The organism is Devosia sp. (assembly GCF_048261455.1).
Classification (GTDB): Bacteria; Pseudomonadota; Alphaproteobacteria; order Rhizobiales; family Devosiaceae; genus Devosia_A.
The window spans coordinates 296,089-321,485 of sequence record NZ_JBLXGA010000003.1 but is presented as its reverse complement, the minus strand read 5'-3'; the positions used below and the strand labels follow the sequence as shown (position 1 = coordinate 321,485).

23 protein-coding genes, 1 pseudogene and 1 riboswitch are annotated in these 25,397 nt (G+C 64.0%); of the genes and pseudogenes, 9 read left to right on the top strand and 15 right to left on the bottom strand.

Going from position 1 to position 25,397, the window contains the following annotated elements; all coding sequences use genetic code 11:
- The 3 genes from ACN0TK_RS05460 to ACN0TK_RS05450 form a co-directional block, all read right to left on the bottom strand.
- Nucleotides 1-436, bottom strand: a 436-nt coding sequence (locus tag ACN0TK_RS05460; protein ID WP_417308439.1) for a carbohydrate ABC transporter permease, incomplete at its 3' end; no start/stop codon positions are given.
- 58 nt (nt 437-494) lie between these two features.
- Complete coding sequence (locus tag ACN0TK_RS05455; RefSeq protein WP_417308438.1) at nt 495-1,811, bottom strand: extracellular solute-binding protein; 1,317 nt, start codon at nt 1,809-1,811, stop codon at nt 495-497.
- Nucleotides 1,808-2,803, bottom strand: coding sequence for a nucleoside hydrolase (locus ACN0TK_RS05450; RefSeq protein ID WP_417308437.1), 996 nt, complete (start codon nt 2,801-2,803; stop codon nt 1,808-1,810). The genes ACN0TK_RS05455 and ACN0TK_RS05450 overlap by 4 nt, the downstream gene beginning before the upstream one ends.
- Before the next feature lie 164 nt (nt 2,804-2,967).
- On the opposite strand from ACN0TK_RS05450, the gene ACN0TK_RS05445 reads away from it, so the two are divergent.
- The gene (locus ACN0TK_RS05445; protein WP_417308436.1) at nt 2,968-3,876 is read left to right on the top strand and encodes a LysR family transcriptional regulator; all 909 of its coding nucleotides are present in this window, start codon (nt 2,968-2,970) and stop codon (nt 3,874-3,876) included.
- A gap of 36 nt (nt 3,877-3,912) precedes the next feature.
- Here the strand turns inward: ACN0TK_RS05445 and ACN0TK_RS05440 are convergent, their stop codons facing one another.
- From ACN0TK_RS05440 to ACN0TK_RS05420, 5 genes are all read right to left on the bottom strand, one after another.
- Nucleotides 3,913-5,121, bottom strand: a complete 1,209-nt coding sequence (locus ACN0TK_RS05440; RefSeq protein WP_417308435.1) for an EAL domain-containing protein — start codon at nt 5,119-5,121, stop codon at nt 3,913-3,915.
- Nucleotides 5,122-5,398: 277 nt separating this feature from the next.
- Complete coding sequence (locus ACN0TK_RS05435; protein ID WP_417308434.1) at nt 5,399-7,288, bottom strand: glucose/sorbosone family PQQ-dependent dehydrogenase; 1,890 nt, start codon at nt 7,286-7,288, stop codon at nt 5,399-5,401.
- A 168-nt stretch (nt 7,289-7,456) separates the two neighbouring features.
- Complete coding sequence (locus ACN0TK_RS05430; RefSeq protein ID WP_417308433.1) at nt 7,457-7,795, bottom strand: hypothetical protein; 339 nt, start codon at nt 7,793-7,795, stop codon at nt 7,457-7,459.
- 85 nt (nt 7,796-7,880) lie between these two features.
- Nucleotides 7,881-8,567: a glutathione S-transferase gene (locus tag ACN0TK_RS05425; RefSeq protein ID WP_417308432.1), complete on the bottom strand. Its 687-nt coding sequence runs from the start codon at nt 8,565-8,567 to the stop codon at nt 7,881-7,883.
- A 252-nt stretch (nt 8,568-8,819) separates the two neighbouring features.
- Entirely contained in the window at nt 8,820-9,311 is a 492-nt protein-coding gene (locus ACN0TK_RS05420) for a DUF6326 family protein (RefSeq protein ID WP_417308431.1), read from the bottom strand.
- A gap of 212 nt (nt 9,312-9,523) precedes the next feature.
- Here ACN0TK_RS05420 and ACN0TK_RS05415 point away from each other — a divergent pair, with 212 nt between their 5' ends.
- From ACN0TK_RS05415 to ACN0TK_RS05405, 3 genes and pseudogenes are all read left to right on the top strand, one after another.
- Entirely contained in the window at nt 9,524-10,147 is a 624-nt protein-coding gene (locus tag ACN0TK_RS05415; RefSeq protein WP_417308430.1) for a TetR/AcrR family transcriptional regulator, read from the top strand.
- 169 nt (nt 10,148-10,316) lie between these two features.
- Nucleotides 10,317-10,671, top strand: a pseudogene (locus ACN0TK_RS05410) (ArsR/SmtB family transcription factor); the annotation flags it as partial.
- Complete coding sequence (locus ACN0TK_RS05405; protein ID WP_417308429.1) at nt 10,646-11,137, top strand: SRPBCC family protein; 492 nt, start codon at nt 10,646-10,648, stop codon at nt 11,135-11,137. The pseudogene ACN0TK_RS05410 and the gene ACN0TK_RS05405, both read left to right, overlap by 26 nt.
- A 10-nt stretch (nt 11,138-11,147) precedes the next feature.
- Here ACN0TK_RS05405 and ACN0TK_RS05400 read toward each other — a convergent pair whose 3' ends face one another.
- Both ACN0TK_RS05400 and ACN0TK_RS05395 read right to left on the bottom strand, forming a co-directional pair.
- On the bottom strand, nt 11,148-11,630 hold the full coding sequence (locus ACN0TK_RS05400; RefSeq protein ID WP_417308451.1) for a GNAT family N-acetyltransferase: 483 nt from the start codon (nt 11,628-11,630) through the stop codon (nt 11,148-11,150).
- Nucleotides 11,631-11,803: 173 nt separating this feature from the next.
- Entirely contained in the window at nt 11,804-12,106 is a 303-nt protein-coding gene (locus ACN0TK_RS05395) for a hypothetical protein (protein ID WP_417308428.1), read from the bottom strand.
- Nucleotides 12,107-12,288: 182 nt separating this feature from the next.
- Between ACN0TK_RS05395 and ACN0TK_RS05390 the strand changes: the two genes are divergently transcribed.
- Both ACN0TK_RS05390 and serA read left to right on the top strand, forming a co-directional pair.
- On the top strand, nt 12,289-13,473 hold the full coding sequence (locus tag ACN0TK_RS05390; RefSeq protein ID WP_417308427.1) for a phosphoserine transaminase: 1,185 nt from the start codon (nt 12,289-12,291) through the stop codon (nt 13,471-13,473).
- 125 nt (nt 13,474-13,598) lie between these two features.
- Entirely contained in the window at nt 13,599-15,182 is a 1,584-nt protein-coding gene (gene serA, locus ACN0TK_RS05385; protein WP_417308426.1) for a phosphoglycerate dehydrogenase, read from the top strand.
- Nucleotides 15,183-15,538: 356 nt separating this feature from the next.
- On the opposite strand, the gene ACN0TK_RS05380 is transcribed toward serA, so the two are convergent.
- Complete coding sequence (locus ACN0TK_RS05380; RefSeq protein ID WP_417308425.1) at nt 15,539-16,483, bottom strand: DMT family transporter; 945 nt, start codon at nt 16,481-16,483, stop codon at nt 15,539-15,541.
- Between the two features lie 153 nt (nt 16,484-16,636).
- On the opposite strand from ACN0TK_RS05380, the gene ACN0TK_RS05375 reads away from it, so the two are divergent.
- Nucleotides 16,637-17,929: an adenylosuccinate synthase gene (locus ACN0TK_RS05375; protein ID WP_417308424.1), complete on the top strand. Its 1,293-nt coding sequence runs from the start codon at nt 16,637-16,639 to the stop codon at nt 17,927-17,929.
- A 46-nt stretch (nt 17,930-17,975) separates the two neighbouring features.
- Nucleotides 17,976-20,288 (top strand): hypothetical protein, encoded by a 2,313-nt coding sequence (locus tag ACN0TK_RS05370; protein WP_417308423.1) that lies wholly within the window; start codon nt 17,976-17,978, stop codon nt 20,286-20,288.
- Between the two features lie 55 nt (nt 20,289-20,343).
- Here the strand turns inward: ACN0TK_RS05370 and ACN0TK_RS05365 are convergent, their stop codons facing one another.
- The 3 genes from ACN0TK_RS05365 to thiB are packed head-to-tail and all read right to left on the bottom strand — an operon-like array spanning nt 20,344 to nt 23,567.
- The gene (locus ACN0TK_RS05365) at nt 20,344-20,988 is read right to left on the bottom strand and encodes an ATP-binding cassette domain-containing protein (RefSeq protein WP_417308422.1); all 645 of its coding nucleotides are present in this window, start codon (nt 20,986-20,988) and stop codon (nt 20,344-20,346) included.
- Nucleotides 20,975-22,522, bottom strand: a complete 1,548-nt coding sequence (locus tag ACN0TK_RS05360) for a hypothetical protein (protein WP_417308421.1) — start codon at nt 22,520-22,522, stop codon at nt 20,975-20,977. Before ACN0TK_RS05360 ends, ACN0TK_RS05365 begins: the two co-directional genes overlap by 14 nt.
- 46 nt (nt 22,523-22,568) lie before the next feature.
- Nucleotides 22,569-23,567, bottom strand: coding sequence for a thiamine ABC transporter substrate binding subunit (thiB, locus tag ACN0TK_RS05355; protein ID WP_417308420.1), 999 nt, complete (start codon nt 23,565-23,567; stop codon nt 22,569-22,571).
- 66 nt (nt 23,568-23,633) lie between these two features.
- Nucleotides 23,634-23,730: riboswitch (TPP riboswitch) on the bottom strand.
- A gap of 38 nt (nt 23,731-23,768) precedes the next feature.
- Here thiB and ACN0TK_RS05350 point away from each other — a divergent pair.
- Nucleotides 23,769-24,440, top strand: a complete 672-nt coding sequence (locus ACN0TK_RS05350) for a thiamine diphosphokinase (protein ID WP_417308419.1) — start codon at nt 23,769-23,771, stop codon at nt 24,438-24,440.
- Between the two features lie 45 nt (nt 24,441-24,485).
- Here ACN0TK_RS05350 and rpoH read toward each other — a convergent pair whose 3' ends face one another.
- Nucleotides 24,486-25,370 carry an RNA polymerase sigma factor RpoH gene (rpoH, locus tag ACN0TK_RS05345; RefSeq protein WP_417308418.1) on the bottom strand — a complete coding sequence of 295 codons (885 nt, stop codon included), beginning with the start codon at nt 25,368-25,370 and terminating at the stop codon, nt 24,486-24,488.
- Between the last annotated feature and the right edge of the window lie 27 nt (nt 25,371-25,397).

The following is a 25,397-nucleotide window of genomic DNA, read 5'->3' as shown; positions in this document are numbered from 1 at the left end:
GCCATTGCTGTGCCGGAATCCCAGCGGCGCCGATAAGTCCGTTCACCAGCCCGTCCTGGCTCAGCATGATGCGCCAGATGATCACCGCGACCGGCAGCGACACGCCGATGGGGATGAGGAAGAGGATCCGATAAAGCGTAATGCCACGGAACTTCTGCACATAGAGCAGCGCCAGGCCCAGCGCGAGGGCGATCTGGATCGGGTTGATCAGCAGGTTGAACCAGAAGGTCACCTGCAGCGAATTCCAGAAGATCGAGTCGGTGACGAGCGACAGGTAATTGTCGAGGCCGACGAAGACCTGGGTGCCGCGCACCATGTTGAAGAAGCTGTCCGAGACCGCGATGGCGATCGGGTAGAGACGGAAAACGACGAGACCGATCAGCGCTGGTGCAAGGAGCGCCACGATCAGAGGGAGGGGTGATCTGGATCTTGTCACGCCGTTTTCCGTCATTCGCGTCCCTGGCGGTCAGGAGCCCGGGACGCGTATTGCTGTGTTACTGCGCCACGCGGGACGCAGCGCTCTCGAACTTCTGCACGGCACTCTTGAGAGCATCTTCGACGGCCACGCCATTGGCGATGTCCACGAAGGCGGTGCGGAAGGCATCCTGAAGCTGGCCATAGGCGGCGGTCACCGGGCGCGCAACGGCGGTATTCAGCGAGTCGTAGACGCCGAGCCGGAACACGTCATTGGGGAAGCTGTCGTAGCTTTCAGAGGTGCTGATTTCCTCGAGCAGCGGCTTGTAGGTCGGCAGCTGCTGCAGCGAGTCGAACCACACCTTGGTGCCTTCGTCGCTGGTCGTCAGGAACTTGGCGAAGTCCATCGATTCCGACTGATGGCCCGAAGCGGCATTGACGCCGACATACCACGAGCCGGTCGGGGTCACGACCGAACCACCCTCGAAATAGGGGTAGGGGGCAACGCCGAAATCGACATCGGTGCCCGCAAGGATCGGCAGGTTCCAGGTGCCGCCGGCCAGCATCGCCAGCTGGCCGTTGCCGAACAGCTGCGCCGCCTGGCCGTAGCCGAGGTCGCGCGGGCTGACGCCCCAGTCGTTGTAGAGGTTCGACCAGTAAGTCGCGGCCTTGGTCCAGGCATCGCTGTCGAGATAGTCCTTTGCAGTATACCCGTCCTCGCCGATCACCGGCGAGCCCAGCGACTCGCCGAACGGCTGCAGCTGATAGAGCTCGCCATACTGTTCGACGGTGAAGCCATAGGTGGTGGTGCGGCCGCCGTCCTTGACGGTGAGCTTCTGTGCTGCATCGGCGACCTGTTCCCAGGTCCAGCGTTCGGTGGAGGCGAGGGTGTCGACCTCAGCCTGGGTCGCGGTCTCGCCGGCGGTCAGGCCGGCCGGCGGGGTGATGCCGGCGGCTTCGAACAGCGCCTTGTTGTAGAACAGCACCTGCGCCGAATTGTTGATCGGCAGGGCATATTGCGTGCCGTCATACTGGCCGGCGGCAAGTGCCGTCTCGACCAGTTCGGACGTATCGATGGCCGGATCGATCGGCGACAGGAAACCGCGCGAAGCGTAGCTGGCGAGCAGCGGCGCATCGACATAGATCAGGTCGGCGGTATCGTCACCCGAGCGCAGCCGCAGTTCGGCCACCTGGAAGAACTGGGCGAAGGGATAGGGCTGAAGGTTGATTGTCACGTCCGGATGCTCGGCCTTATAGGCGTCGACCACGGCCTGCATTGCCGTGGTGTCACCACCCTCGATGACGATCATGTTGAGCGTCGTTTCCTGGGCAAAGGCGGTACCGGTCAGAAGGCCGGCGGCGAGGCCGGCGAGCAGAGAAAGCTTCAGGGTTTTCATGAGGCGACATCCTGGGTGCGGGTGGAAACTCGTTCGGCGGCCCAGATCATCGCCTGGGTCACCAGCGTGGCGAAGCGCTCGGGGTCGGCCGCGACGGCGAGGCCGACATTCTTTTCGCGCTGGTCATGCGCCGGGTCCTGAGGCCGCAGGTCGATCAGCGTCTGCCCATAGGCGCCGCCATTGTCGACGATGACCTCGCCGGCATGTGCCGAGATTTCGAACAGGCTGGGGTCGATCAGCCAGGCGATGCAGCACGGGTCGTGCAGCGGGGCGCCCGGCTTGTCGGCACCGGCGAAGCGGTAATAGGTGCCGCAGTAGTATTCGAGGATGTCGGCCACCATGTTGTCGCCCGGCACCGCATCGCGGACCGCGGCGACATCGGCGCGCCGCAGCAGCGTCTGGTGGGTGACGTTGAGCCCGAACATCACCAGCGGCACACCGGCTTTGAACACCATGCGCGCGGCTTCGGCATCGGCCCAGATGTTGAACTCGGCGGCTGGCGTGACATTGCCTTCGCCCGACGAGCCACCCATGAAGACGATCTGCTTGATCTTGGGGGCGAGGTCCGGTCGCAGCGCCAGCACCAGCGCGACATTGGTCATCGGCCCGACGACGACGAGGCTGATCTCGCCAGGGTTGGCGTCCACCAGCCTGATGATCGCGTCGACGGCATGGCCCTCGGCCACGGTGCTGGTTGCGGCGGGCAGTTCGGCGCCGGCGCTGTCCAGACCGGTCGGGCCGTGGAACTGGGCCGGAAATTCGTAGCGGTGCAGCAGCGGCTGGGTGGCGCCGCGATAGACCGGAATGTCGAGTCCGAAGGTGTCGACAATGCGCAGGGCATTGTTGGTGGTATTGTCCACCGAGGCGTTGCCGCAAACGGCAGTGATCGCTTCGATCTTGATCGCGGGGTTGGCAGCAGCCAGCAGGATTGCAGCCATGTCGTCATGGCCGGGGTCGCAATCGATGATGATCCGGTGGGTAGTCGTGGTCAAAAGAGCCTGCCTGTCGTCGATCCAAAAAACTGCACGTTCTGTCGGCGGATGGGCTGCGGCAAGATCTACGCAAAAGCCCGTCCTGACTGGCGAAGCCTAGGATAGACGACGGCGGTGTGACAGCGTAGAATTCGACTCTTCGGTTGACTTGAGATCAACGATCAATGCTGCATCTGCTCAATTCACTGCGGGCATTCGAGGTCGCGGCGCGGCTCGGGAGCGTGCGCAAGGCCGCCGAGGAACTGCGCGTTTCGAGCGGCGCGGTCAGCCGCCATATCAAGAACCTCGAAACCGAACTCGGCATCGCCCTGTTCGAGCGCGGCAATCGCACCATGCGGCTGACGCCGGCTGCCGTGCCCTTTGCGGCAACGGTCAGCGAGGCCTTTGCCTCGATCATTCGCGGGGTGGATCACCTGCCGAAAGCGGCGGGCGGCGCGACGCTGATGCTCACCGCGCCCGACACCTTCCTGCTGCGCTGGCTGGTGCCGCGGCTGCACAGCCTCGAAACGGCGCTGGGCGGCGTTTCGGTACGCCTCACCACCTGGTCGCGCGACATCAATCCGGCCGACCGCTCGATCGATGTTTATGTCGGCGTCGGGCCGTTGCTCGAAATCGCGGGCATGCACGTTGTTCCGGTCGCGCCTGAAACCTTCGGCCCGGTCGTCAGCCCGATGCTGACGCAGGGACGCAGCTTCACGACGGAGCGCCTCTGGCAGCAGCCGCGGCTCGATATCCGCTGGCCGCCGGACATGTGGACCAACTGGGCGCGCGAGGCCGGGGTCGACCTGCCGGCCCGCGAAACCATCTGGTACGACGCCCTGAGCTTTTCGGTGCAGGCCGCCGAAGCCGGTTTGGGCGTTGCCATCGGGCCGGGCCCTGCGGTGTGGGACGCCTTGCAGCAGCGCCGGCTCGTCGCGCCGCTGGGCATGACGACGCGCGCGGGACACTGGTTCCTCGCCTGGCGAGATGACCGGACGAGCCGCAGCATGCACGTTCTCACCCGCTGGTTCCAAAAGGAGATGGCGGCGGGGATCGCGGTGGAGCGGGCTGTCGTGCCGAGCGTCAGAGGCTAGCCGTAAAGGCGTTCTGGCTCCCGGCTGGCCCCCCGCTCATGCCGCCCTGGGACTGCAGATGGCCTGTTCGGCAAAGCGCAGCGCCTCTTCCAGAACCAGCGGCTCTTGCAGCAGATACCCCTGCACGCAGTGCACCTGAAGCGCCCGCAGCGTATCCAGTTCCGCTTGCGTTTCCACCCCTTCGGCCAGAAGCCGGCAGCCGGTCTCCCGGCCAAAGGCGAGCAGCGCGGTGGCCATGGCGCGTCGTGAGGCGTCGCTGTCGATATCCCGGGTGATGCTGAGATCGAGCTTGATGATATCCGGCGCGATATTGACGATGTGCCGCAGCCCGGCAAAACCGGCCCCCGCGTCGTCGATGGCGACCCGCAGTCCGTGCGCCCGGAAGTCCGACAGCACCTCGGTCAGCCTGGCGTAGTCGCGGACAGGAGTCTGTTCGGTGATCTCCAGCACGATCCGTTCGAGCGGTGTATCGCCAAAGGCTTCGTGCAACCGCCCACTGACGATTGTATCGGGCGACGCATTGACCGAGAGGAACATTTCGTCGGGAAAGCGGTCGATCGCCGCCAGCGCCTTGCGGATTGCCGCGACCTCCAGCTCGGCACCAAGGCCGACACTGCCGGCGTCGAGAAACCACTCGTCAGGGCTGCGATAGGGCGTGACATCGAAGCGCGACAGACACTCGAAACCGAGGATGCCATTCGTGATGGTGCACACGATCGGCTGATAGGCGATATGGAAGGCGTCCTGCTCGATAACGTTGTCAACCCGGGCCACAGCCGCGGTCAGCTCTGCGGTCTTGTCCACCTCGGCCTCGATCTGGATTGCGGCGACTTCGGCGAACGCCTGAAGCGTTCCGAGGTCGCGGCTGTTGAGGTTGGGGTCGCGTTTCGTCTTCAGGCAGCAGATGAGCCCGAACACGGTGCCGTTGCTCAGCGTGATGGGCACGCTGATGAGGCTGCCAACAGGGAGTTCGGACGTGATCGGCAAGGCGCGCGCCACCGGGTGCTGCGCCGTGTCGAGGATCATCGCGGGCATCTCGCCTCTGAGAATGCGGCGGCAGTAGACGGCCTCGAGGTCGAGCCTGTCGCCGGCGGCGTAGCTTATGGGCCTGTCACTATCGAGTGCCCACAGCAAACCGTCATGCTCGGAAATCTCGGAAATATAGGCGATATCCATTCGCAGATGGGTGCGGACAGCATGGAGAGTCCGCTGCAGGGCGACCACTGTTGGCGAGTTGAATGGCATCCAATGTTCCGCTCGTTGCGATATTGCACATTGTCACCTTCCCAAAGGCTTCAGTTCCCGTTCTTTACTGCTCTGCGTCCATGTAAACCCTAGTGTTGCAGGCGTGAAGAAAAGCTTACGCGCTTGGGCAAAGCTTGCGCGAAGTTGGCTATGCCACAGCCAAAGCTTGCGATGCGTGATGGTGGACGCTCTGATGAGGTCGCGAACAAGCATATAGCGCTCAAGAAAAAGGCCCGGACGATGGTCCGGGCCAGTATTGGTGTGCGTTCGCCTTGGATCAGCGCGTGGCAGCAACGTCGTCCGTGGTCACGATGCCAAACTCGTTGCCCCAGGCATTACGGATATAGGTGCCGATCTCGGCGATGTCGGTGTCGCTCAGCTTGTTGCCGAATGCCGGCATATAGCCAAAGCCATGGACCAGCGTATCGGCAACGTAGTCCGCATTCGACAGCTTCGCGGCGCCAGCAAGGGCAGGGGCCGAAACCCCCTGGCCCTGCGCGCCATGACAGGCCGCGCAGCTCGCGGTGTACTTGGGCAGGCCCAGATCGGACACGGCCTGCACGTCGCTCTCGCTGGTTACGGCATCTGCTGCGGCTGTGTCATCCGCCGCCGGCTTGCCGGTGTTGGGATCTTCGAACTCCTGAACGTTCGTCGCTTCCGAGCCGGCGGGGGAGGCGCCGAAGTCGTTCTCGGAGACAATGCCCAATGCACCGCCCGTTTCACCATAGGTGAACTTCAGGATCGCCCCGGGATTGTGCAGCACCGAGGTGCTCAGCCCGTCGCCGAACTTCTGCGCTGCCGAACCGAAGGCGTCCGTCGCGATGAACACGGTCTTGCCGTCCGGCGCCACCAGCACGTCGCGATAACGGTTCTGGGTGCTGAACCAGGCTTCGGGCAGGCCGTCGGCGCTCATGCCGTCGGCGCTGAGATGCTGCACATACAGCGTGCCGTGCTTCAGCGTCGGGATCAGCACCGTGTTGTCCCACTCGGGAATGCCGTCTTCGCCGGCGGCATAGTAGAGCACCGAAGAGGGGGCGATGGTCGGGTCGCAGATATAGCCGCAGATGTTGCCGATCGGATAATCATTGTCGACGACCCAATAGGCGGCCAGCGGGTCGACCATCTCGCCCTCGAACTCGCTTTCGGCAAACTGCGGCACGCTGTCCGGCAGCGGGCTCGTGTTGCGGTCCACGTCCTCGGGCGCCTCGCTCCAGTTGATATAGGTATAGGCCTTGTCGTCGATATAGCCCGACACGTTCGGCCAGCCGTAATTGCCGCCCGCTTCAATGATGTTCAGCTCGTCGCCGCTCGCCGGGCCGTGCTCGGTTTCATACAGAATGCCATTCGGCCCGAACGCCAGGCCCTGCGGGTTGCGGTGGCCGTAGCTGAAGATATGGCTGCGTACACCGTCGATTTCCGGATTGTCCTCGGGGATGGTGCCGTCGACGTTAAGCCGAAGGATCTTGCCCGAATAGGTGTGGTAATCCTCGGCCGACACTTCGTCGGCAGTCGGCAGCGCCTGCGCCAGGTTGGGCTTGCGCAGGTTGCGGCCGAAGTTGTGGCCCTGCTCGCCGATCGAATAATAGATCTTGCCATCCGGCCCGAAGACGACGCGGCCGGCGTTATGGTCGTTACCGGCCGGCAGACCCTCGATCAGGATCATCGGATCCTCGAGCTGCAGCGTGCTGGCGTTCCAGCTGTAGCGTACAATCTGCGCGTGCGGGTCGGGCGCCTCGGCGGTGCCGTCGTTCACGGTATAGCCCAGATAGACGAAGTCATTGCCGGTGCCCTGACCCAGTTCGGGGTGCAGCGCCAGACCCAGCAGGCCCTCGTGCTGCGGCCCGGTGTACACGTCGGGGATCTCCAGCACCACTTCCTGGATACCGGACTCAGGGTCGACGCGGGTCACCTCGCCGCCGGTGCGTTCGGTTACCCAGATCTTGCCGTCCGGACCCCAGCGCATGGCCCATGGGTTGTCGAGCCCGGTGCTCAACACGCGCGCGCCAAACAGGTCGTTTTGCCCGCTTTCGATCTCGACAGGCGTGACCTGGGCAAGCGCGACGCTCGCGGGGGCAACGGCTGCCGCTGCGAGCACGCAGCCGGTCAGCAGATGGGCGGCAGTGCGCCTGGCAATGGTCCGGGTGGAGGCTGAGGTGGCAATTCGCATCAAAGCTAGTCCTTCAGGTTCTATGGGCGTTTTTCGCTGTGATGGTGGCGCTCTGGTCCACAAGCGCGGTCATCAAGCACAGCCCGGAATGCGTGTCGCAATCCGGGCTGAAGGTTGATTTGAGCCGACGGCCTTACGCTGCCGGCCCGAATTTCTGGAAGCAGGGTGTCAGTTCGTCTGCATCGGCAAACGCGCGGCGAGCTCGTCACACTTCACCCACCACTGGCTGGGGAAAGCCGCGTCGCGCAGCGTGCCGATGACGCCTTCGTCCATGCTGAAGTCGATCAGGCACAGCTCGCCATTGTCCGAGCGCAGCGAATTGACTTCCAGCGTGGTGCAGGCATCGGGCACGATCGTGCCGTCGCTGTTCAGCGTCTGCTCCAGCTCGCCCTGGCTCGGGCAGGCGGTCAGCGGGCCGTCCGTCATGGTCTGAGCCACGCTCGGCGCGGCGTGCATCGCCAGTGGCAGAGCTATCGAGATGAGTAGTGCGGGTCTGATCAGTCGCATTCTGCGCCCCTCCTGGATTTTTTGCTGTTAGGTAACCAACGGGTGCGGCGCGGCATCGTTCCAGGCGCCACGCGCCGCGGCGCGATCAGGCGTCGAGGACCTTCGCCATCGACGCGCCGATGTCGCCGCCGCAATAGGCATCGCCGTACTCGGCGCGCGTGCGCTCGGCCAGTTGGGCCAAGGCGGGCAGGGCGGAGACACGTGCCGCGAGCCCGGCGGTCGCCGGTGCGCTTTGCTCGAACAGCGCCTTCACCTTGCTGAAGCGCTCGCACATCGTCGTCCACAGCGTTGCCGTGACCACATCGGCGAGGCCCGGTTGCGTCTCGCCCAGCAGCGTGCCGGCCTCTGCCGTCAATCCGTGGCGCCGGCCGAGGTCCTCCCACAGCGACATCCACTTCTTGAGCCGCGGCACAAACTCCTCCCAGCTCGCCTCGGTCCACATCTCGCGCCCGCCATCGATCGTCAGCTCGTCGATCACGTCATTGGCGTCGTTGGCGACCTTGATCGCCAGCGCCCGCTTGGCCGGATCCGCCGGCAGCAGTTCAAGCGTTTCGCCGAGATAAAGGATGATCGCCGGCATCTGCGAAATTGCGACATCGGCCCCGTTGTCGATCAGCACCGGCGGCCCCATGAAGGGCACGGGCATGTCGGCTACGTCCCCGCCCATCAGCTCGGCAATCTGGTCATCACCGGCCTCGGTCCAGCTCTTCTCCGCAAAGGCCAGCACGGCGCGAACGAACTGCCCGCGAAACGGCACCGACCAATATAGCAATTCGTAATCCGCCAAGGTGTGTCCCCCACTGTTATGCGTCCGGCATAACACGCGTTCCGCTCCACCGTTCCGTTCCCGGCAGGCTGACTGCCTGGCGAGGGGATGGCAGTGGTTGGGCCGGAAACATGACGAGGCTCGCGCCTCGCCGGCAGATCGGGGGGCTCGCAGGCGCTGACGGCTCAGGTTTTCGGCAGCCTAGACCGGCCGCCGCGCACCGCAGCACCGCGAGTGCGGGCGCAAAGCAATGGGGGACTATGCGACCGCTTGCTGACGCAGCCGGTCGTCGCTCGCGACAGGGGCTGAGTTCGAGGGTAACGGCATCCGGGGCCAGGTCCAGGCGGTCCGCAAGATGACCCCCAGGATCATCACTTCGAGCCCGATGGCGAGGCCATAGAAATAGAGCCACGACTCTCCCACCGCGTTGAATATCGAGAAGGGGATATACAGCGACGCCACGATGAGATTTGTGGCGCGGTTGAGACGGGCGGGCAGCGCCATCGACAGCACGATCATCAGGATCGGGATCGCCATCAGCACCATCGAAGTCGTCACAAAAGTCTGGCTGACCTCGAATTCCCAGACAATGCCGGCAAGCAGATCGTCGACGGTGCCGGGCTTGTACAGGCTCAAATAGTCGACATAGATGTACAGGAACATGAAGCTGGTCCATGCACCGGCGAGCTTGATTTGCACCGGGATCGGCGGGTTTTCGAGCGTGCGAGAGGGTTGGGTTTGCGCACTCATCGTCGTGTCCTTTCGAGGGCCGGTCCGGGGTGTTGCGGACGGGCTGCTTGGGCGTGAATCGACATAGGCCAAGCTACATTCGTACGGTGTACGAACCGGTGCATTGAGTAGCCGTACACTGTACGACAAGTCAAGGTAGGGATTGAAAGGAGGCCCGTGTGGGCACAGATGCTCCAGGCTCAGGAGCCTCCACCCCGCTCAGCAGGGAGCGGGTGCTGCGTAAGGCGCTCGCCCTCGCCGACGGCGAGGGCCTCGATGCGCTCAGCATGCGCCGGCTCGGCCGCGAGCTCGGTGCCGGGGCGATGTCGCTGTACCATCACGTTGGCGACAAGGAGGAGCTGCTCGACGGTATGGTGGACCTCGTCTTCGCCGAGATTCACTCGCCTGAAAGCCAAACCGACTGGCAGGCGGCGATGCGCGCGCGGGCGGTCTCTGCCAGAGACGTGCTCGCCCGGCACCCCTGGGCCATCGCCCTGATGGAGTCGCGGACCACACCGGGCCCGGCTAACCTGCGGCATCGGGAGGCCGTGGCGGCCTGCCTGCGTAAAGCTGGCTTTTCTGTCCGGATGGCCACGCATGCAAACTGGTTGCTCGACAGCTACATCTACGGTTTCGCCCTGCAGGAGGCGAACCTGCCATTCTCGAATGCCGACGAACTCGCGGACATGACCCATGAGGTCTTCCTGCCGCAACTGTCCCCGGAGGCGTATCCCTATCTGACCGAAAGCGCCACGGAACTCATGCAAGCTGGCTATGACCCCGCTGACGATTTCATCTACGGCCTCGATCTGATCCTCGACGCCCTCGAGCGAGATCGCCTGTCAGCCAAGCGATAGCTTTGCCCCAGCGGGTCGGTTAGCCGTTCCGCCCGGCACGGCGCCATTGGCCGGCGCTCGACTACCGTCTGCAGCCGGGCTGAGACCCGGCACCGTCCCCACTTTGTTAAAGCTAAGGCAATTACCTTAATTTCGTTGACGGCTGCCCTCCGTCGCTTTACTAAGGCACATGCCTTATCATTCGACCCCGCTCGATCTCGCCTTCCACGCCCTCAGCGACCCCACCCGCCGCGCGGTGGTGTCGCGGCTGGCCGATGGGGAACTGTCGGTCACCGCGCTCGCAGAACCCTTCGACATGGCGCTTCCCTCCTTTGCGCAGCATCTCAAGGTGCTGGAGGCATCGGGGCTGATCGTCAGCGAGAAACGCGGCCGCAGCCGCTGGTGCCGGCTGGTGCCGGACCGGTTCGATGCGGCGGCGGACTGGATGACCATGGAGCGCCGGCGCTGGGCCGAGCGGCTCGATCGACTCGAAACCTATCTGGAGAGGACGGACGACAGATGACGACGACAACGGGAAAGCTCTTCGACAGCTGGTCGATCGAACGCGAAATCGTGCTCACGAAACTGCTCGATCACCCGCGTGCCAAGGTCTTTGCCGCATGGATGGATCCTGAGGCGCTGGCCGAATGGTATGGCCCCAGCGGGCTCTCCATCGAGACGCACGAGGCGGATATTCGCACCGGCGGGCTGTGGCACTTCGACATGGTGGGGGAATTCGAAGGCCAGCCGCAGCGTTTTGCCAACCTCATGCGCTTCATCGAGATCGTCGAGAACGAGCGGATCGTCATCGACTACGGCACGCCCGAACCCGACGATCCGGATCGCTTCCACATGGTGGTGACCTTCGACGAACAGGCCGACGGCAAGACGGTGCTGACCCTGCGCCAGCTGCACCCCAGCCGCGAACGCCGCCAGGCGGTCATCGTCTTCGGCGCGGTCGAATATGGCTTGCAGACAATGGACGGTCTCGCCGCCTGGCTGGCGCGGTAAGGCCCCGTCGCTAGAGCGCCCGGAACATCACATAGGCGTCGACCGCGCCGGCCGTGGGGTGGCTGAAGGCCTTGGGCAGGGTGCCGATAATCTCGAATCCCAGCCTTTGCCAAAGCGCCACGGCCCGCCGGTTGCTGGAGACGACGAAGTTGAACTGCATGGCGCGATAGCCGCGCTGGCGGGCCGCCTCGAGCGAGTGCGCGGCCATCGCCGTGCCGACGCCCCGTCCGGTCGCCGCAGCGGCGGTGACATAGCCGCAATTGGCCACGTGACGCCCGCCGCCGGCCTGGTTCGGCCTGAGGTAATAGGTGCCGACGAGTCCCGAGGCGTCCTCGGCGACGAACACCTCCCGGTCGGTGCCGGTCCAGTAGGCGAGGGCCGCCGTTCGATCCATGTCCCGGTCGAGCGCATATGTGTCCCCGGCCCGGATCACGGGTTCGAGCAGTGCCCAGATGGCGTCGTGATCGGCCAATGTTGCCCGGCGGATGTCCATGAGCCGATGCATAGCGCCCGCCCAGAGGAGAGGGAAGGTAGCAGCCATATGTCTTGTAGACTGAGGGTGTCTTCGGCGAGCCACTGTCGATGCCCAAGAGCCCTTCCGGGCACGATCGGTCTCGTTGAATATTGTGCGCGGTCAAGGCGGACCGCTCAGACAACGCAAGCCTTCTAGCTTCGAACCTGAATTCGCCACGCCGCCACCAAGGCTTCGGCCTTCCGGCTTATGTCGAGCCGATGCTCGTGGGACGTTTCCACTGTTATGAGATCTCTCTCAATTCGGGCGAGATAGTCAGCGACTAATGTCATGTCGGCTCCCGATGACACCAGTTTCCAAAACGCGGGCAGATAGGCCCGGTACTCAGCCTCAGGCCCGTTGATCGCGGAAACGCCGATAGGATCCCACTCGCGAAAGAGGAGCCGGTCCAATGCTTCATATGCGCTGGCGTCTTGAGCGTTGAATCTTGTTGCCATGTCCGCTCTTAGCCATTGTCTAAGCGAGCATCAATGTCCGGAGGGCCGTCGGTAACCTCCCTTCGACGCAGAGCATGGCCATCCCCCAAATCCCCCTTGACGCCCTTCGGCCATAGGCATATCTCCCGCCTCAGGACATCTCGCCCTAACGCGAGACTATAGGCCTGGGAGGGCCGTTGATGATGGCAGATCTGCCCCTGACCGCGCCGGCGGTAAAACCGGCCAATCCCAATTTTTCGTCGGGCCCTTGCGCCAAACGTCCCGGATGGACGGTGAATGCGCTTGCCGATGCGCTGGTCGGCCGGTCGCACCGCGCCAAGCCCGCCAAGGCGCGCATCAAGCAGGCAATCGACCTGACGCGCGAGCTGCTCGAAGTCCCCGACGACTACCTGATCGGCATCGTGCCGGCCTCCGATACCGGCGCCGTCGAAATGGCGCTATGGGGCATGCTGGGCGCGCGCGGCGTCGACATGCTGACCTGGGAATCGTTCGGGCAGGGCTGGGTCACCGATGTGGTCAAGCAGCTCAAGCTCGACAGTGTCCGCACCCTCAAGGCGCCCTATGGCGAACTGCCGGACCTGACGACGGTCGATTTCAACAATGACGTGGTCTTCACCTGGAACGGCACCACCTCGGGTGTGCGCGTGCCGGATGCCGAGTGGATCCCGGCCGATCGTCAGGGTCTGACCATCTGCGACGCGACCTCGGCCGCCTTTGCGCAGAAGCTCGATTTCCAAAAGCTCGATGTCGTCACCTTCTCGTGGCAGAAGGCGCTGGGCGGCGAGGCCGCGCACGGCATCCTGATCCTCAGCCCCCGCGCCGTCGAGCGGCTCGAAACCTTCACCCCGGATCGGCCGCTGCCGAAAATCTTCCGCCTCACCAAGGGCGGCAAGCTGATGGCCGATGTGTTCGAAGGCGCGACCATCAACACCGTCTCGATGCTGTGCATCGAGGATGCGGTGGACGCCATGCAGTGGGGCAAGTCCGTCGGTGGCCTTCAGGCCATGCAGGCGCGGGCCGACGCCAATTTCAAGGTGCTGGCCGATTGGGTGGCCGCGACGCCATGGGTCGATTTTCTCGCCAAGGTGCCTGAAGAGCGCTCCAACACCTCGGTCTGCCTCGTCATCTCCGATCCCGAGATCGCGGCGCTCGACGATGCGGCCCAGGCCGCCTTCGCCAAGGCCATCGTCTCCCGGCTCGACAAGGCGGGCGCCGCCTATGACATCGGCGGGTATCGCGATGCACCGACGGGTCTGCGCATCTGGGCCGGTTGCACCATCGAGACCGCCGATCTCGAAGCACTGACCCCATGGCTCGACCATGCCTTCGCTGCCGAGAAGGCCGCGCTGGCGCAGGCCGCAGCCTAGGTTCAGGTTCTGGTCATTTTCGCCCCGGGGTGCCCGGGGCGGGGTGACCGCCGGCCCGCCGGCGCTCCATTCCCTTCAGTTTTCATTCATGCGCGCGGTTTTTGCGCGGCAGAAAGGTGGCAAACATGCCCAAGGTACTCGTTTCGGACAAGCTCAGCCCCACCGCTGTGCAGATCTTCAAGGACAATAATGTCGAGGTCGACTACCTGCCGGACCTCGGCAAGGACAAGGACAAGCTGTTCGAGGTCATCGGTCAGTATGATGGCCTCGCGATCCGCTCGGCGACCAAGGTCACCGAGAAAATCATCAGCGCGGCCAAGAATTTGAAGGTCGTTGGCCGCGCCGGCATCGGTGTCGACAATGTCGATATCCCCGCGGCGACCAAGAAGGGTATCATTGTGATGAATACCCCGTTCGGCAATTCGATCACGACGGCCGAGCACGCGATTTCGCTGATGCTGTCGCTGGCCCGGCAGATCCCGGAGGCCGATGCCTCCACCCGCGCCTCGAAGTGGGAGAAAAACCGCTTCATGGGCGTCGAGGTGACCAACAAGACGCTCGGCCTGATTGGCGCGGGCAACATCGGCTCGATCGTCGCCGATCGCGCGCAGGGGCTGAAGATGAAGGTGATCGCCTATGATCCCTTCCTGACGCCCGAGCGCGCCGTTGCCATCGGCGTCGAGAAGGTCGATCTCGACACGCTGTTGGCCCGGGCCGATTTCATCACCCTGCACACCCCGCTGATCGATGCGACGCGCAACATCATCAATGCCGAGGCGCTGGCCAAGGCCAAGGACGGCGTGCGGATCATCAACTGCGCCCGCGGCGGTCTCATCGACGAGGCGGCGCTTTTCGATGCGCTGAAGTCCGGCAAGGTTGCCGGCGCGGCGCTGGACGTGTTCCTCGAGGAACCGGCCAAGGAAAACCCGCTGTTTGAGCTGCCCAACGTCATTTGCACCCCGCATCTGGGTGCCTCGACCTCCGAAGCGCAGGAAAACGTGGCGCTGCAGGTGGCCGAGCAGATTTCGGCCTATCTCAACAGCGGCGAGATCACCAACGCCTTGAACTTCCCGTCGATTTCGGCCGAAGAGGCGCCGATCCTGACGCCGTGGGTCAAGCTGGCGGAACAGCTCGGCTCGTTTGCCGGCCAGCTCACCGAGACGGCGATCAAGGGCATCAAGATCGAGTTCGAAGGAACCGTGGCGCAGCTCAACACCAAGCCGATGGTCGCTGCGGCGATCAATGGCGTGCTGAAGCCGTCGCTGGGTGACGTCAACACCGTGTCGGCGCCGCAGATCGCCAAGGACCGCGGCATCACCGTCGAAACGACGACCCGGGATCAGCAGGGCGCCTATGAGGGCTATATCCGCCTGACGGTTACTACCGAGCGCCAGGAACGGGGCGTTGCCGGCACTGTGTTCGCCAATGGCAAGCCGCGCTTCATCCAGGTGAAGGGCATCAACATGGATGCCGAGATCACCCCGGCGATGCTCTATGTCACCAACGAAGACCGGCCCGGCCATATCGGTCGTCTCGGCACGCTGCTCGGCAATCTCGGCGTCAATATTGCCAACTTCAACCTTGGCCGGTCCGACGTCGGCGGCGACGCGATTGCGCTGCTGTCGATCGATGGCACCATCACTGCGGAGCAGCTCGAAGAGATCGCCAAGCTCGAGGGCGTGAAGCAGGCCAAAGCGGTGATGTTCTAAGGCGCAAGCGCCATCACGGCGCTTCGGCGCCGTCATCAACTCGAGGCGGTCGGCAGCAGCGTTGCCGGCCGCCTTTTTCTCGTCCGACATCTACGCGCGCCTGTCGGGTTATCCCCGCCATCGAAGTCTGCGCTAGACTGTCCTGCAGGAATTGTGGCGCGGACATAGAAAAACCGGACGCAGACACAAAGTGGTCTGGCAGCGGTCGTCACGGAGACGCACTGTGGCGCTTCGGCTGCTGTGTCGCCAGCGATGCGACGACGTTTCGGTGACAGAGGGAAGGGACATTCGCCATGCGCCTGCCAGTACTGCTGAAGCTGATCGCGCGCGGCGGCATCGCGCGCCGCTGAGCGCTGTCACACCCGCCGGGCCACCCATTCGGCCAGCACGATGCCGATGGCGATCAGCGCGGCGGCGACGAGGTGATAGCCCTGGGGCTGCTCGCCGAGGATCAGCACGGAGAACACGGCGCCGAACAGCGGGATCAGGTTGACGAACAGGCTGGCGCGGTTGGCGCCGATCAGTTCGATCCCGCGCACAAACAGGATCTGCGAGCCGATCGAGGGGAACAGCACGGTATAAAGCACGATGAGCCAGCCCTGCTGATCAATGCTGGTGACGAGCGCGGGCAAGGCCGTCAGGCCGTGGGCCGAGATCGCGATATAGAACAGCGAACCGATGATGCCGCCTGTGCCGGCGGCGACAAAGAAGCTGAGCCAGTGCGCGGGCGGCTTCCAGCGGGTGGCGACGGTGTAGATGGCATAGGCAAGGGACGCCAGAACGACCATGCCGTCGCCGATATTGATCTTCAGCGCGGCAAGCCGCGTCAGGTCGCCGGCGCTGGCAATCAGCGCCACGCCCAGGATGGTGAGCGCTATGCCGAACAGTTGCAGCGGCTTCACGCGCGTCCGGAACAGCACAAAGCTGATCGCCAGCACGAAGATGTTCACCGCCACCTGCTCGAGCGCCATATTGACGCCCGAAGTATGGTGCGCGGCGAAATAGAGCAGGGCATTGAAGGTCGCGAACCCGACGACGCCATAGAACAGATAGAGCCACCAGCGGGGGCGCATCGCCGGCCAGTCCCGGCGCAGCGGCTTCAGCGCGAAGGGCAAAATCAGCAGCACCGCGCCGACCCAGCGCAGCAGCATCAGCGCATAAGGATCGATATGACCGACGGCAAGTTTAGAGGCGACCACATTGCCGCCCCAGAACATGCTGGTCAGCGTAAGGATCAGATAGGGCTGAGAAAAGAGGCCGGAGCTGGCGCGGTCAGATGGCGCACCGGGAGCATTTGTCATTAGGAACGGTCTGGTTTATGGGTCTTCCGCAACTGCCGGTCGATCACTCAAGCGATTCAGCCAGCCGGCGGGTGCCAGACATGACAGGTTTCTTGGGCCCTCGGATAGCGCAGTCTACCGTCGGGGCTTCGCACGCGAGGGGCATTCAGCGCAATGGCAAACGTTATCGTCGTCGGCAGCCAATGGGGTGACGAGGGCAAGGGCAAGATCGTCGACTGGCTCAGTGAGCGGGCCGACGTGGTGGTGCGCTATCAGGGCGGCCACAATGCCGGCCATACGCTGGTGGTGGATGGCGTCAGCTACAAGACGGCGCTCATTCCGTCGGGCGTGGTGCGCGGCGGCAAGTTGTCGGTGATCGGCAATGGCGTGGTGGTCGATCCGCACCACTTTGTCGAGGAACTCGCCAAGCTGCGCGGCCAGGGGCTGGAAATCACCCCGGAAAATCTCAAGATCGCGGACAATGCACCGCTGATATTGAGCCTGCATCGCGAGCTCGACGCAGTGCGCGAGAACGCCAATTCAGGTCTCAAGATCGGTACCACGAAACGCGGCATCGGCCCGGCCTATGAAGACAAGGTCGGCCGGCGCGCCATTCGCGTTTGCGATCTGGCCGAGCCAGACACGCTGATGCCCAAGATCGAGCGGCTGCTGTCGCACCACAATGCGCTGCGCCGTGGCATGGGGCTGCCCGAGCTCAGTGCCGAGGCGCAGGAAAAAGAGCTGCTCGACGTTGCAGAGATGATCCTGCCGTTTGTCGACCAGGTCTGGCGGGTGCTCGACGAGCAGCGCCGGACGGGCGCGCGGATCCTGTTCGAGGGCGCCCAGGGCGCTCTGCTCGACAATGATCACGGCACCTATCCCTTCGTCACCTCGTCGAACACCGTGGCCGGTCAGGCCGCTGCCGGGTCCGGTCTGGGGCCGACGGCCATCGGCTATGTGCTGGGAATCACCAAGGCCTATACGACTCGCGTCGGCGAGGGCCCGTTTCCCTGTGAACTCGACGACGAGATCGGCAAACATCTTGCCAGTGTGGGCCGCGAGGTAGGTGTCAATACGGGCCGGCCGCGCCGTTGCGGGTGGTTTGATGCCGTTTTGGTGCGCCAAACCGTCAAAACCTCGGGGATAAACGGCATCGCACTGACGAAACTGGATGTTCTCGATGGGCTCAAAGAGATCAAAGTTTGTGTTGGATACGAACTGAACGGTCAAAAAATTGACTACTTGCCTGCCTCAATGGGGGCACAAGCGGCTGCTAAGCCTATCTACGAATCTCTTGAGGGGTGGTCCGAGACGACAGCGGGTGCGAGGAGTTGGGCAGAGTTGCCGGCACAGGCCGTCAAATATGTCCGCTATATCGAGGAGTTGATCGGCGCGCCGGTGGCCATGTTGTCCACCAGTCCCGAACGGCAAGACACCATACTGGTGCAGGACCCATTTCAAGACTGAGTTTTTTTGCTAGAAATAGCCCTAAATAACGGGTGTCGTGTAACGAATGGCTGACTACAAAGAGCTGTTACGGCGGGCGGTCGAAGCACTGCCCGAAAACAACGGCGCCGCTCGCCGTGCCGTCTACGAGAAGGCCCGTGCCGCTCTCGTAGGCCAGTTGCGTGCAATTAACCCGCCCCTTGCGGCGCGGGATATAACTGCGCATCGCCTCCAGCTCGAGGACTGCATTCGGCAGGTCGAGCAGGAGGCGAGCGAAGCCGTGATTGCCGGTCTCGGCAATCGCGATGACAATGTCCCGCCGCCGCCGGTCTATTTCGAACAGCCCAAGTCCGCTACGCCGCCGCCAGTCGCTGGTCGGCCAGTGGCGCGTGCACCGGTTGCTGCAGCCGCGAAGTCGTCCTCGGGCAAAGAGAGCCGGCGCCCCCTGCCTGCCGGCGGCAGCATCGAGGAAATCATTGCCGCGGCCAATGCCAGCGCCGATGAGGCTCCTGAGTCGAAACCGCGCAGCGGCGGACGATCAGACGCCAAGCCAATGGGCAAGCCTGTGCCTAAGCTGGTGCCGACCAACCGGTCGCGCCATGCGGAGCCGGATCCTGAGCCCGAGACGTTCGATGAGCCCGAGGGCATAGAGGACGAGGTCGAGGCAGCGGAAGAGGCTGAGGCCCCGCAGTTCACGCCGCGGCCATCCGGTGGTCGGCCACTGCCGTCCATCGTAGCGCGCGCCGAAGCCGCCAAATCCCGTAACAGCACGGCCGCCTTTGGCGCATCTCCGTTCGAAGGGCCGCGTCGCGGGCCGACGATCGAGCCGCGTCGCGAACAGGGCCCGCGGCTGCAGCCCGCAGCCCGCGGGGGCCAGCAGGGCGCTGCCCGTACCGCGACGGCCTCCATTGCGCTGTTCGCCGACGAGCCGGTGCCCGCCGCCATGTCGGCCGTTCGTGAAGTCGATCTCGACCCGGAGTTGGATGACGGTGCGGTCGATCCGCAGGGTGCAATCGATCGGGCCATCGCAACGCTTGATCGCGAGGCGCAAGTCGAGCCGGAAGAGCGTGACGCGGTCAACCACAATTTCCATGCCGTCAATGATGACGACGAGGATCTGGACGACGACGAGACCTACGAAACGGGTGAAGTTGACGAGGACGATGTCGACGATGGCGATGTCGGTGCGAGTGCGCCGCTGCTCGGCGGCTTCGTGGATCAGCGTCGCGGTAAGCCTGCCAAGCCTCCCAAGGCTGAAAAACCGGCTCGTGCGCCGAAGACTGCCAAGCCGCCCAAAGCTGCTAAGCCTCCAAAGGCTGAAAAGCCAGCGAAAGGCATGTTCAAGCGCGGCAAAGGCAGCGAGGACGAAGACGTCGCCGCCGCCTTCCCGGCTGCCCGCCCAGAGCGGACCCGCGGGGGAATGGGCGCCGTCACGGTGTTCCTCATCGTTTTTGCCGTACTGCTGATTGGTGCCGGTGGCGCCGGTTTCTGGGCATGGCGCGAAGGTTATGTCGATCTCGACGCACTGTTCGGACGCAGTTCCGCGCCGGTGACGCAGTCTGCAGCGGTCGCGCCGACCACTGCGCCTGAGGGCACCGCTGAGGCACCCGCTACTGGTCCGGGCAATACGGATACGCCGCCGGTGCGCGATGTGACTGCGCCCGAGTTGAAGCAGACCGAGCGACTGAGCCCCGAGCCTGCTCCGACCGAAGAGCAGACGGCGAGCACCACAGAGCCGCTGGCGCTTGTCGACCCGGGCAAGACCGAGGAACGGCTTGGTGCCGCCGATGACGGTGAAGATGCGACGGCAGAGCAGGCTGTTGCCTCGCTTGACCCGGCCACCGCTGCAGGCAGCCAGTCGCTGCTGCTCGAACGCGCCGATACCGGCGTTACGGTTCCCTTTTCGGGCACTGTCGACTGGTCCAAGGGGACGGACGAGCGCGGCCTGCCGACTATCGTGGGCAAGGCCTCGATCCCGGCGCGCAACCTCGGTGTCGATATCCTGATCCGCAAGAATTCGGATCCGAGCCTGCCGGCGAGCCACCTGATGGAAGTCAATTTCCGGGTGTCGGACGCCTTTATCGGCGGTTCGATCGCGGGCCTGCCTGGTGTGCTGCTGAAGAACGAGGAGCTCGTTCAGGGCGTGCCGCTGGTTGGCGCCTCAGCCCGTGTCGTCGGCAACTCGTTCCTGTTCGCGCTCAGCGCGTCGCCTGACGACATTTCGGCCAACACCTCGCTTCTGGCCGATCGCAAGTGGATCGATCTGGCGCTCATCTACGCTACCGGCAAGCGGGCGATCATCACGCTCGAAAAGGACGACACTGCCGAGGCGATGTTCAAGGATGTCGTCGGCTCCTGGAATGCCGAAGCCAGCAACTGATTTCAGCTGGCCCATCTGATCTGGCGAACGGCCCCGCTTTGTCGGGGCCGTTTTGCTATTGGGCTTCATGCACCAGCTGGCGGTCGACGATGGCATAGCGCTTTGTGGCCAGGGCCTCGATGTCATCGGCGTAGTGGCTAACGAGAATGGTAATCCAGCCGTGTTGTGTGGTGAGACCGCGCACCAGATCGCGCGCCGAGCTGCGTGTGGCATCGTCCAGTGCCGAAAAGGGTTCGTCGAGCAACAATATCGGACGATCGCGCAGCAGGGTGCGGGCGAGCGCCACACGCTGCTTTTCACCACCGGAGAGAGTTTCCGCCCGTTGTCTTGCGACATCGGGCAGGCCGACTTCGGCGAGCGCGGCGGTAACGCGGTCCTGGCGCGTCGCCTTCGGTGTTCCCGGCGGCAGACCCAGCGCGATGTTGCGACCAGCCGTCAGATGCTCGAACAGGGCGTCTGACTGGAACAGGATCGACACCGGACGGTGTTCGGGGGGCTGGGGGATCAGGCTGGTTCCGTCGAGCGTCAGCGTTCCACCCGTCGGCGCAAGAAAGCCGGCGATGAGATCGAGCAGGGTCGACTTGCCCGAGCCGCTGGGGCCCGACACTGCGGTGACCTCGCCTGGCGCCGCTTCGAGCGTAAAACTATAGCCGGAGGCCTGCCCCGGATGGGCATAGGTCAGGTGATCAAGCCGGAGCATTGGTGGACCTCGTGAACAGGCGTGGCAGCAGGATGAAGGCGGCAATGGTGAGGATCAGCAACAGCGCAGCAATCGTTGCGGCGTCATTGCTGCGGTAGCCGCCGAGCGCGCGGTACATCAGCAAGGGGAGAGTCTGGAAGTCCTGCGTGCCGAACAGGGCGATGACGCCAAGGTCGCCGAGCGAAAAGCAGAAGCCGAGCGCGATGACTAGGCCGATGTCACGGCCGATGAGCGGATATTCGACATCGGTGAACTGGCGCCAGCTGCTGAGGCCGAGCGCTCGGACCAGACGACCGCGGCTGCGCACGATGGCATCGAGCGGCGGACCCAGGGTGGCCAGGGCGAAAGGGAGTGACAGCAGCGCATTGGCGATCACCACGATCACCGGCGCCGCCAGTGCAGGGGCGATGCCGAGTTCGCGCACGAAGAGGAAAAAGCCGAGCGCCAGCACCACCGCCGGCACTGCGAGATAGGCATAGGCTGGCGCGCCGAAGATGATGCGGGTGAGGCGCCCGGGGGCTGCTGCCCGGCCGAGCCCGACGATCAATGCGAGCAGCAGGGTCAGGCAGGCCGAGGCAGTGCCGATCGCCAGGCTGGTCAGCAGCGACAGGCGGAAGCTCTCGCGGGTCACAAGCTCCAGAACATGGGGCCCGAGGCCATCGGCGAGCACCGCCAGCAGCGGAGCGACAAACCCGATGGTAGAGGCGATGAGCACCAGCCACTGCAGGCTGCGCGCCGCTGTGCCGTCCCGCCAACGTGTCGGCGGGGAACGGCCGATGGTGGCAGACACAGGCGAAAACGCTGCGCTGGCAAGGATGATGACCGAGCACACGGCGATCTGTGTCATGGCCAGCCGCACTGCGCCGGTCAGGTCGAAATCGAGACTGGCGGCGGTGTAGATCGCCACTTCCAGCGTCTGGTTGGCGGGGCCGCCGCCGAGCAGCAGCACGATGGGGAAACTGGTGAAGGCCAGCATGAAGACGATGGCGCCAAGGCCGGGCAAGGCGCCGCGCAGCATCGGCCAATCGATGATGGTGAAGCGCTGCCAGGCATTCAGGTCGAGCGACTGACCGGTCTTGAGGCGCCGTTCCGGCACGTTGTCGAGCCGGGCGAGCAGCACCCTGGCGGCAAATGTGCCATCGAGGATGACATGCGCGGCGACGATACCGGCGAGGCCAAATATCGGCACGTTCAGCGCCTCGCCAGTCAGGGCCTGCCAGATCTCGCTCGCCCAGCCGGCACGTCCCCAGACGGCAAGCAGGCCGAATGCGACGACGATGCCGGGCGTGACGATGGCCGAGGCGAAGAGGCCCACGATCATGTCGCGCCCGGGAAAGCGCAGGCGGTTCAACGCCCAGGCGAGCGCGATCCCGACGACCAGCGAGAGCACTGTCGTCAGCCCCGCTTGGATAGTGGTCATCCGCAACAGATGCCAAAGGTCGATGCGGCTGGCGTATGCCGCCGGGTGGTCGGCAGCGGCGCGCAGAATGGCGCCGATGACGACGGCGATCAACACACCGACGCTAGCGGCCACGACCGCCCCGGCGAGAAGCCGGAACGGTCGTGGCGGCAGCACTGCGCTATTGAAGTGCGGTGATGGCATCATCAACCCAGCCGCGGCTCTCGCTGGCGATGGTGTCCTCATCGATGGCGATGACATTGTCCGGAGCGCCGGCGAATGCGTCGGGCAGGGCATCCCCAAGATCGATGACCGGATACATCCAGTTGGTGGTCGGGATGACGCTCTGAGCCTCAGGGGTCATGAGATAGGCAAGGAACTGCTTGCCCAGCTCCTGCTGGTCGGAGCTGGCCACAAGACCGGCCACCTCGATCTGAGGCACAAAGCCCTCCTCGAAGGGTGCATAGGCGTAGCTGTCATCGTCCTCGTCTACCGCGTGGTAGGCGGGGGAGGTCGTGTAGCTGAGCACCATGTCGGCCTGACCGTCGAGGAACAGGCTGTAGGATTCCGACCAGCCGCGGGTGACGGTCAGCACGTGGGGCTTCAGACCTTCCCATATCTCCGGGGCACGGTCGCCGTAAGCCGCGGCGATCCACATGACCAGCCCAAGTCCGGGCGTCGAGGAGCGCGGGTCCTGAATGACGATCTTGAAATCATCCGGTTCGGCAATCAGCGCCTCGAAGGATGTCGGCGGGGTTTCCAGCCGGTCCTTGTCGTAGACAAAGGCGAAGAAGCCATAGTCGAAGGGCACGAACTCGGGGTCGTCCCAGGTTTCCGGCAGGGCGAGATCGGGGAAGTCGAGCCCGTGCGGGGCGAAAAGGCCGGTGGCGCGCGCCTCGCCGGCCGTCGCCGTGTCGAGACCGATAACGACATCGGCAGTGGTTGTTTTGCCTTCGAGCTGCAACTTGCGGAGGGTCGAGATGGCATCTGCTGAAGTTGTGAACTCCAAGGTGCAGTCGCAGGCTGCTTCAAAGCCTTCTGCAATGGCCGGGCCGGGGCCCCACTCGGTCGCAAAGCTCTCATAGGCGTAGACGTTCAGGACCGGTTTGTCCTGGGCAATGGCGGGCAGCGCGGACGCGCCGAGTAATGCCGCCAACGCGAAGTGCATAACAGAACGCATGACGTTCTCCTTCGGTTGATGGCCATGTATTGAAGGGGGAACGCATGGTTTGGGCGCATGGATGCGCCCTTGCCATCTCGAACTTCCTCCGCCAGCATGACCTGGTTCAGGTTCAATGGGTAACTCTCAGCTCCGGAACCCCGGAACACCCCAGCGAGACACCTGACAGATAGACAGAGTTCCCCTGTGACGCAAGATGACTTGAGCAAAGCTTCCGTCACGATATTTGATGGGCTGCTGATCATCGTCGGCGGCGGGAACGTCGATCTTGAGAGTTTACAACAACTTGCGGCAAATGGCGGGCATCTGGTCGGTGCCGACGGCGGGGCCGATACGATCGTAGCGGCCGGGTTGATGCCCGAGATGATCATCGGCGATTTCGATTCTGTCGGTGCATCAGACTGGCCGGAAACGACGCGACTGCTGCGCATCGCCGAGCAGGAAACCACCGACTTCGACAAGTCGCTTTATTCGACGCAGGCGCCTGTCACCGTGGCGGTCGGCATGACCGGCGGGCGCTTCGATCACACGCTGGCGGCGCTCGACGCGGTGACGCGGCAGGCGGGCGAGCGCAAGATCATTCTCGTTGCCGAACAGGATGTGATCGTGGCGTTGCGTGGGCCGTTCGACTTCGCGGTCGGCGCGGGTCAGCGCGTCTCGGTGCACCCGGTGGTGCCGATCCACTTCTCGCACTCGGAGGGTCTCGTGCATGCGTTGGACGGGCTGACACTGGCTCCAGGCGGGCGGCTGGGCAGCTCGAACACGGCGATCGATGGGCCGTTCCGCATTGTGCCGGAAACGGATGCCCCGTGGCTACTGATCCTGCAACGCGAAAGCCTGTCCGCACTGATTGCGGCACTGTCGTCATCCTGACAGCAAATCGGCCCGGCTTTGCACCGGGCCGGCATAACTTTTACCTCAGGCGGCTTCGCCCGATTTTTCTCGGGCCGCAGACTGCACGGCCTCCTGCACCTTTTCGAACGCCCGCACCTCGATCTGGCGGATGCGCTCGCGGCTGACGTTATAGACCTGCGCCAGCTCTTCGAGCGTCGAGGGATCTTCCTTCAGGCGCCGGGCCTGGAAGATGGCCTTTTCGCGCTCGTTGAGGTCGCCCATCGCATCGGTCAGCAGGCCCATGCGCTCGTTGTATTCCTCAGAATTGCCGAGCGTGGTTTCCTGATCCGGTGTGTCATCGACCAGCCAGTCCTGCCACTCGGATGTGCCTTCGTCAGCACGCATCGGCGCGTTGAGTGAGGTATCGCCGGAGAGGCGCTGGTTCATCGAAACGACGTCGTCTTCGGTGACCTTCAGCGTCGTCGCGATCTGCTTGATCTGATCGGGATGCAGATTGCCGTCTTCCAGCGCAGCGATCTGGCCCTTGATCCGGCGCAGGTTGAAGAACAGGCGCTTTTGTGCCGCCGTGGTGCCGATCTTGACGAGGCTCCACGAGCGCAGAACGTATTCCTGAATTGCAGCGCGGATCCACCACATCGCATATGTGGCGAGGCGGAACCCTTTATCGGGCTCAAAACGCTTCACCGCATGCATGAGGCCGACATTGCCTTCGGAAATGACTTCCGAAATCGGCAGACCATAGCCGCGATAGCCCATGGCGATCTTGGCCACGAGCCGCAGGTGTGACGTGATCAGGCGCTGGGCAGCGCCAGGATCCTCATGCTCCTTGTAGCGCTTGGCGAGCATGAATTCCTCGTCCGGCTCCAGCATGGGAAACTTGCGGATTTCCTGCAGATAGCGGCTAAGGCCGCCTTCAGCGGATAGGACAGGCAGATTTGTTTGGGCCATAGTGCACCCTCTCAGCTTTCCCCCTTG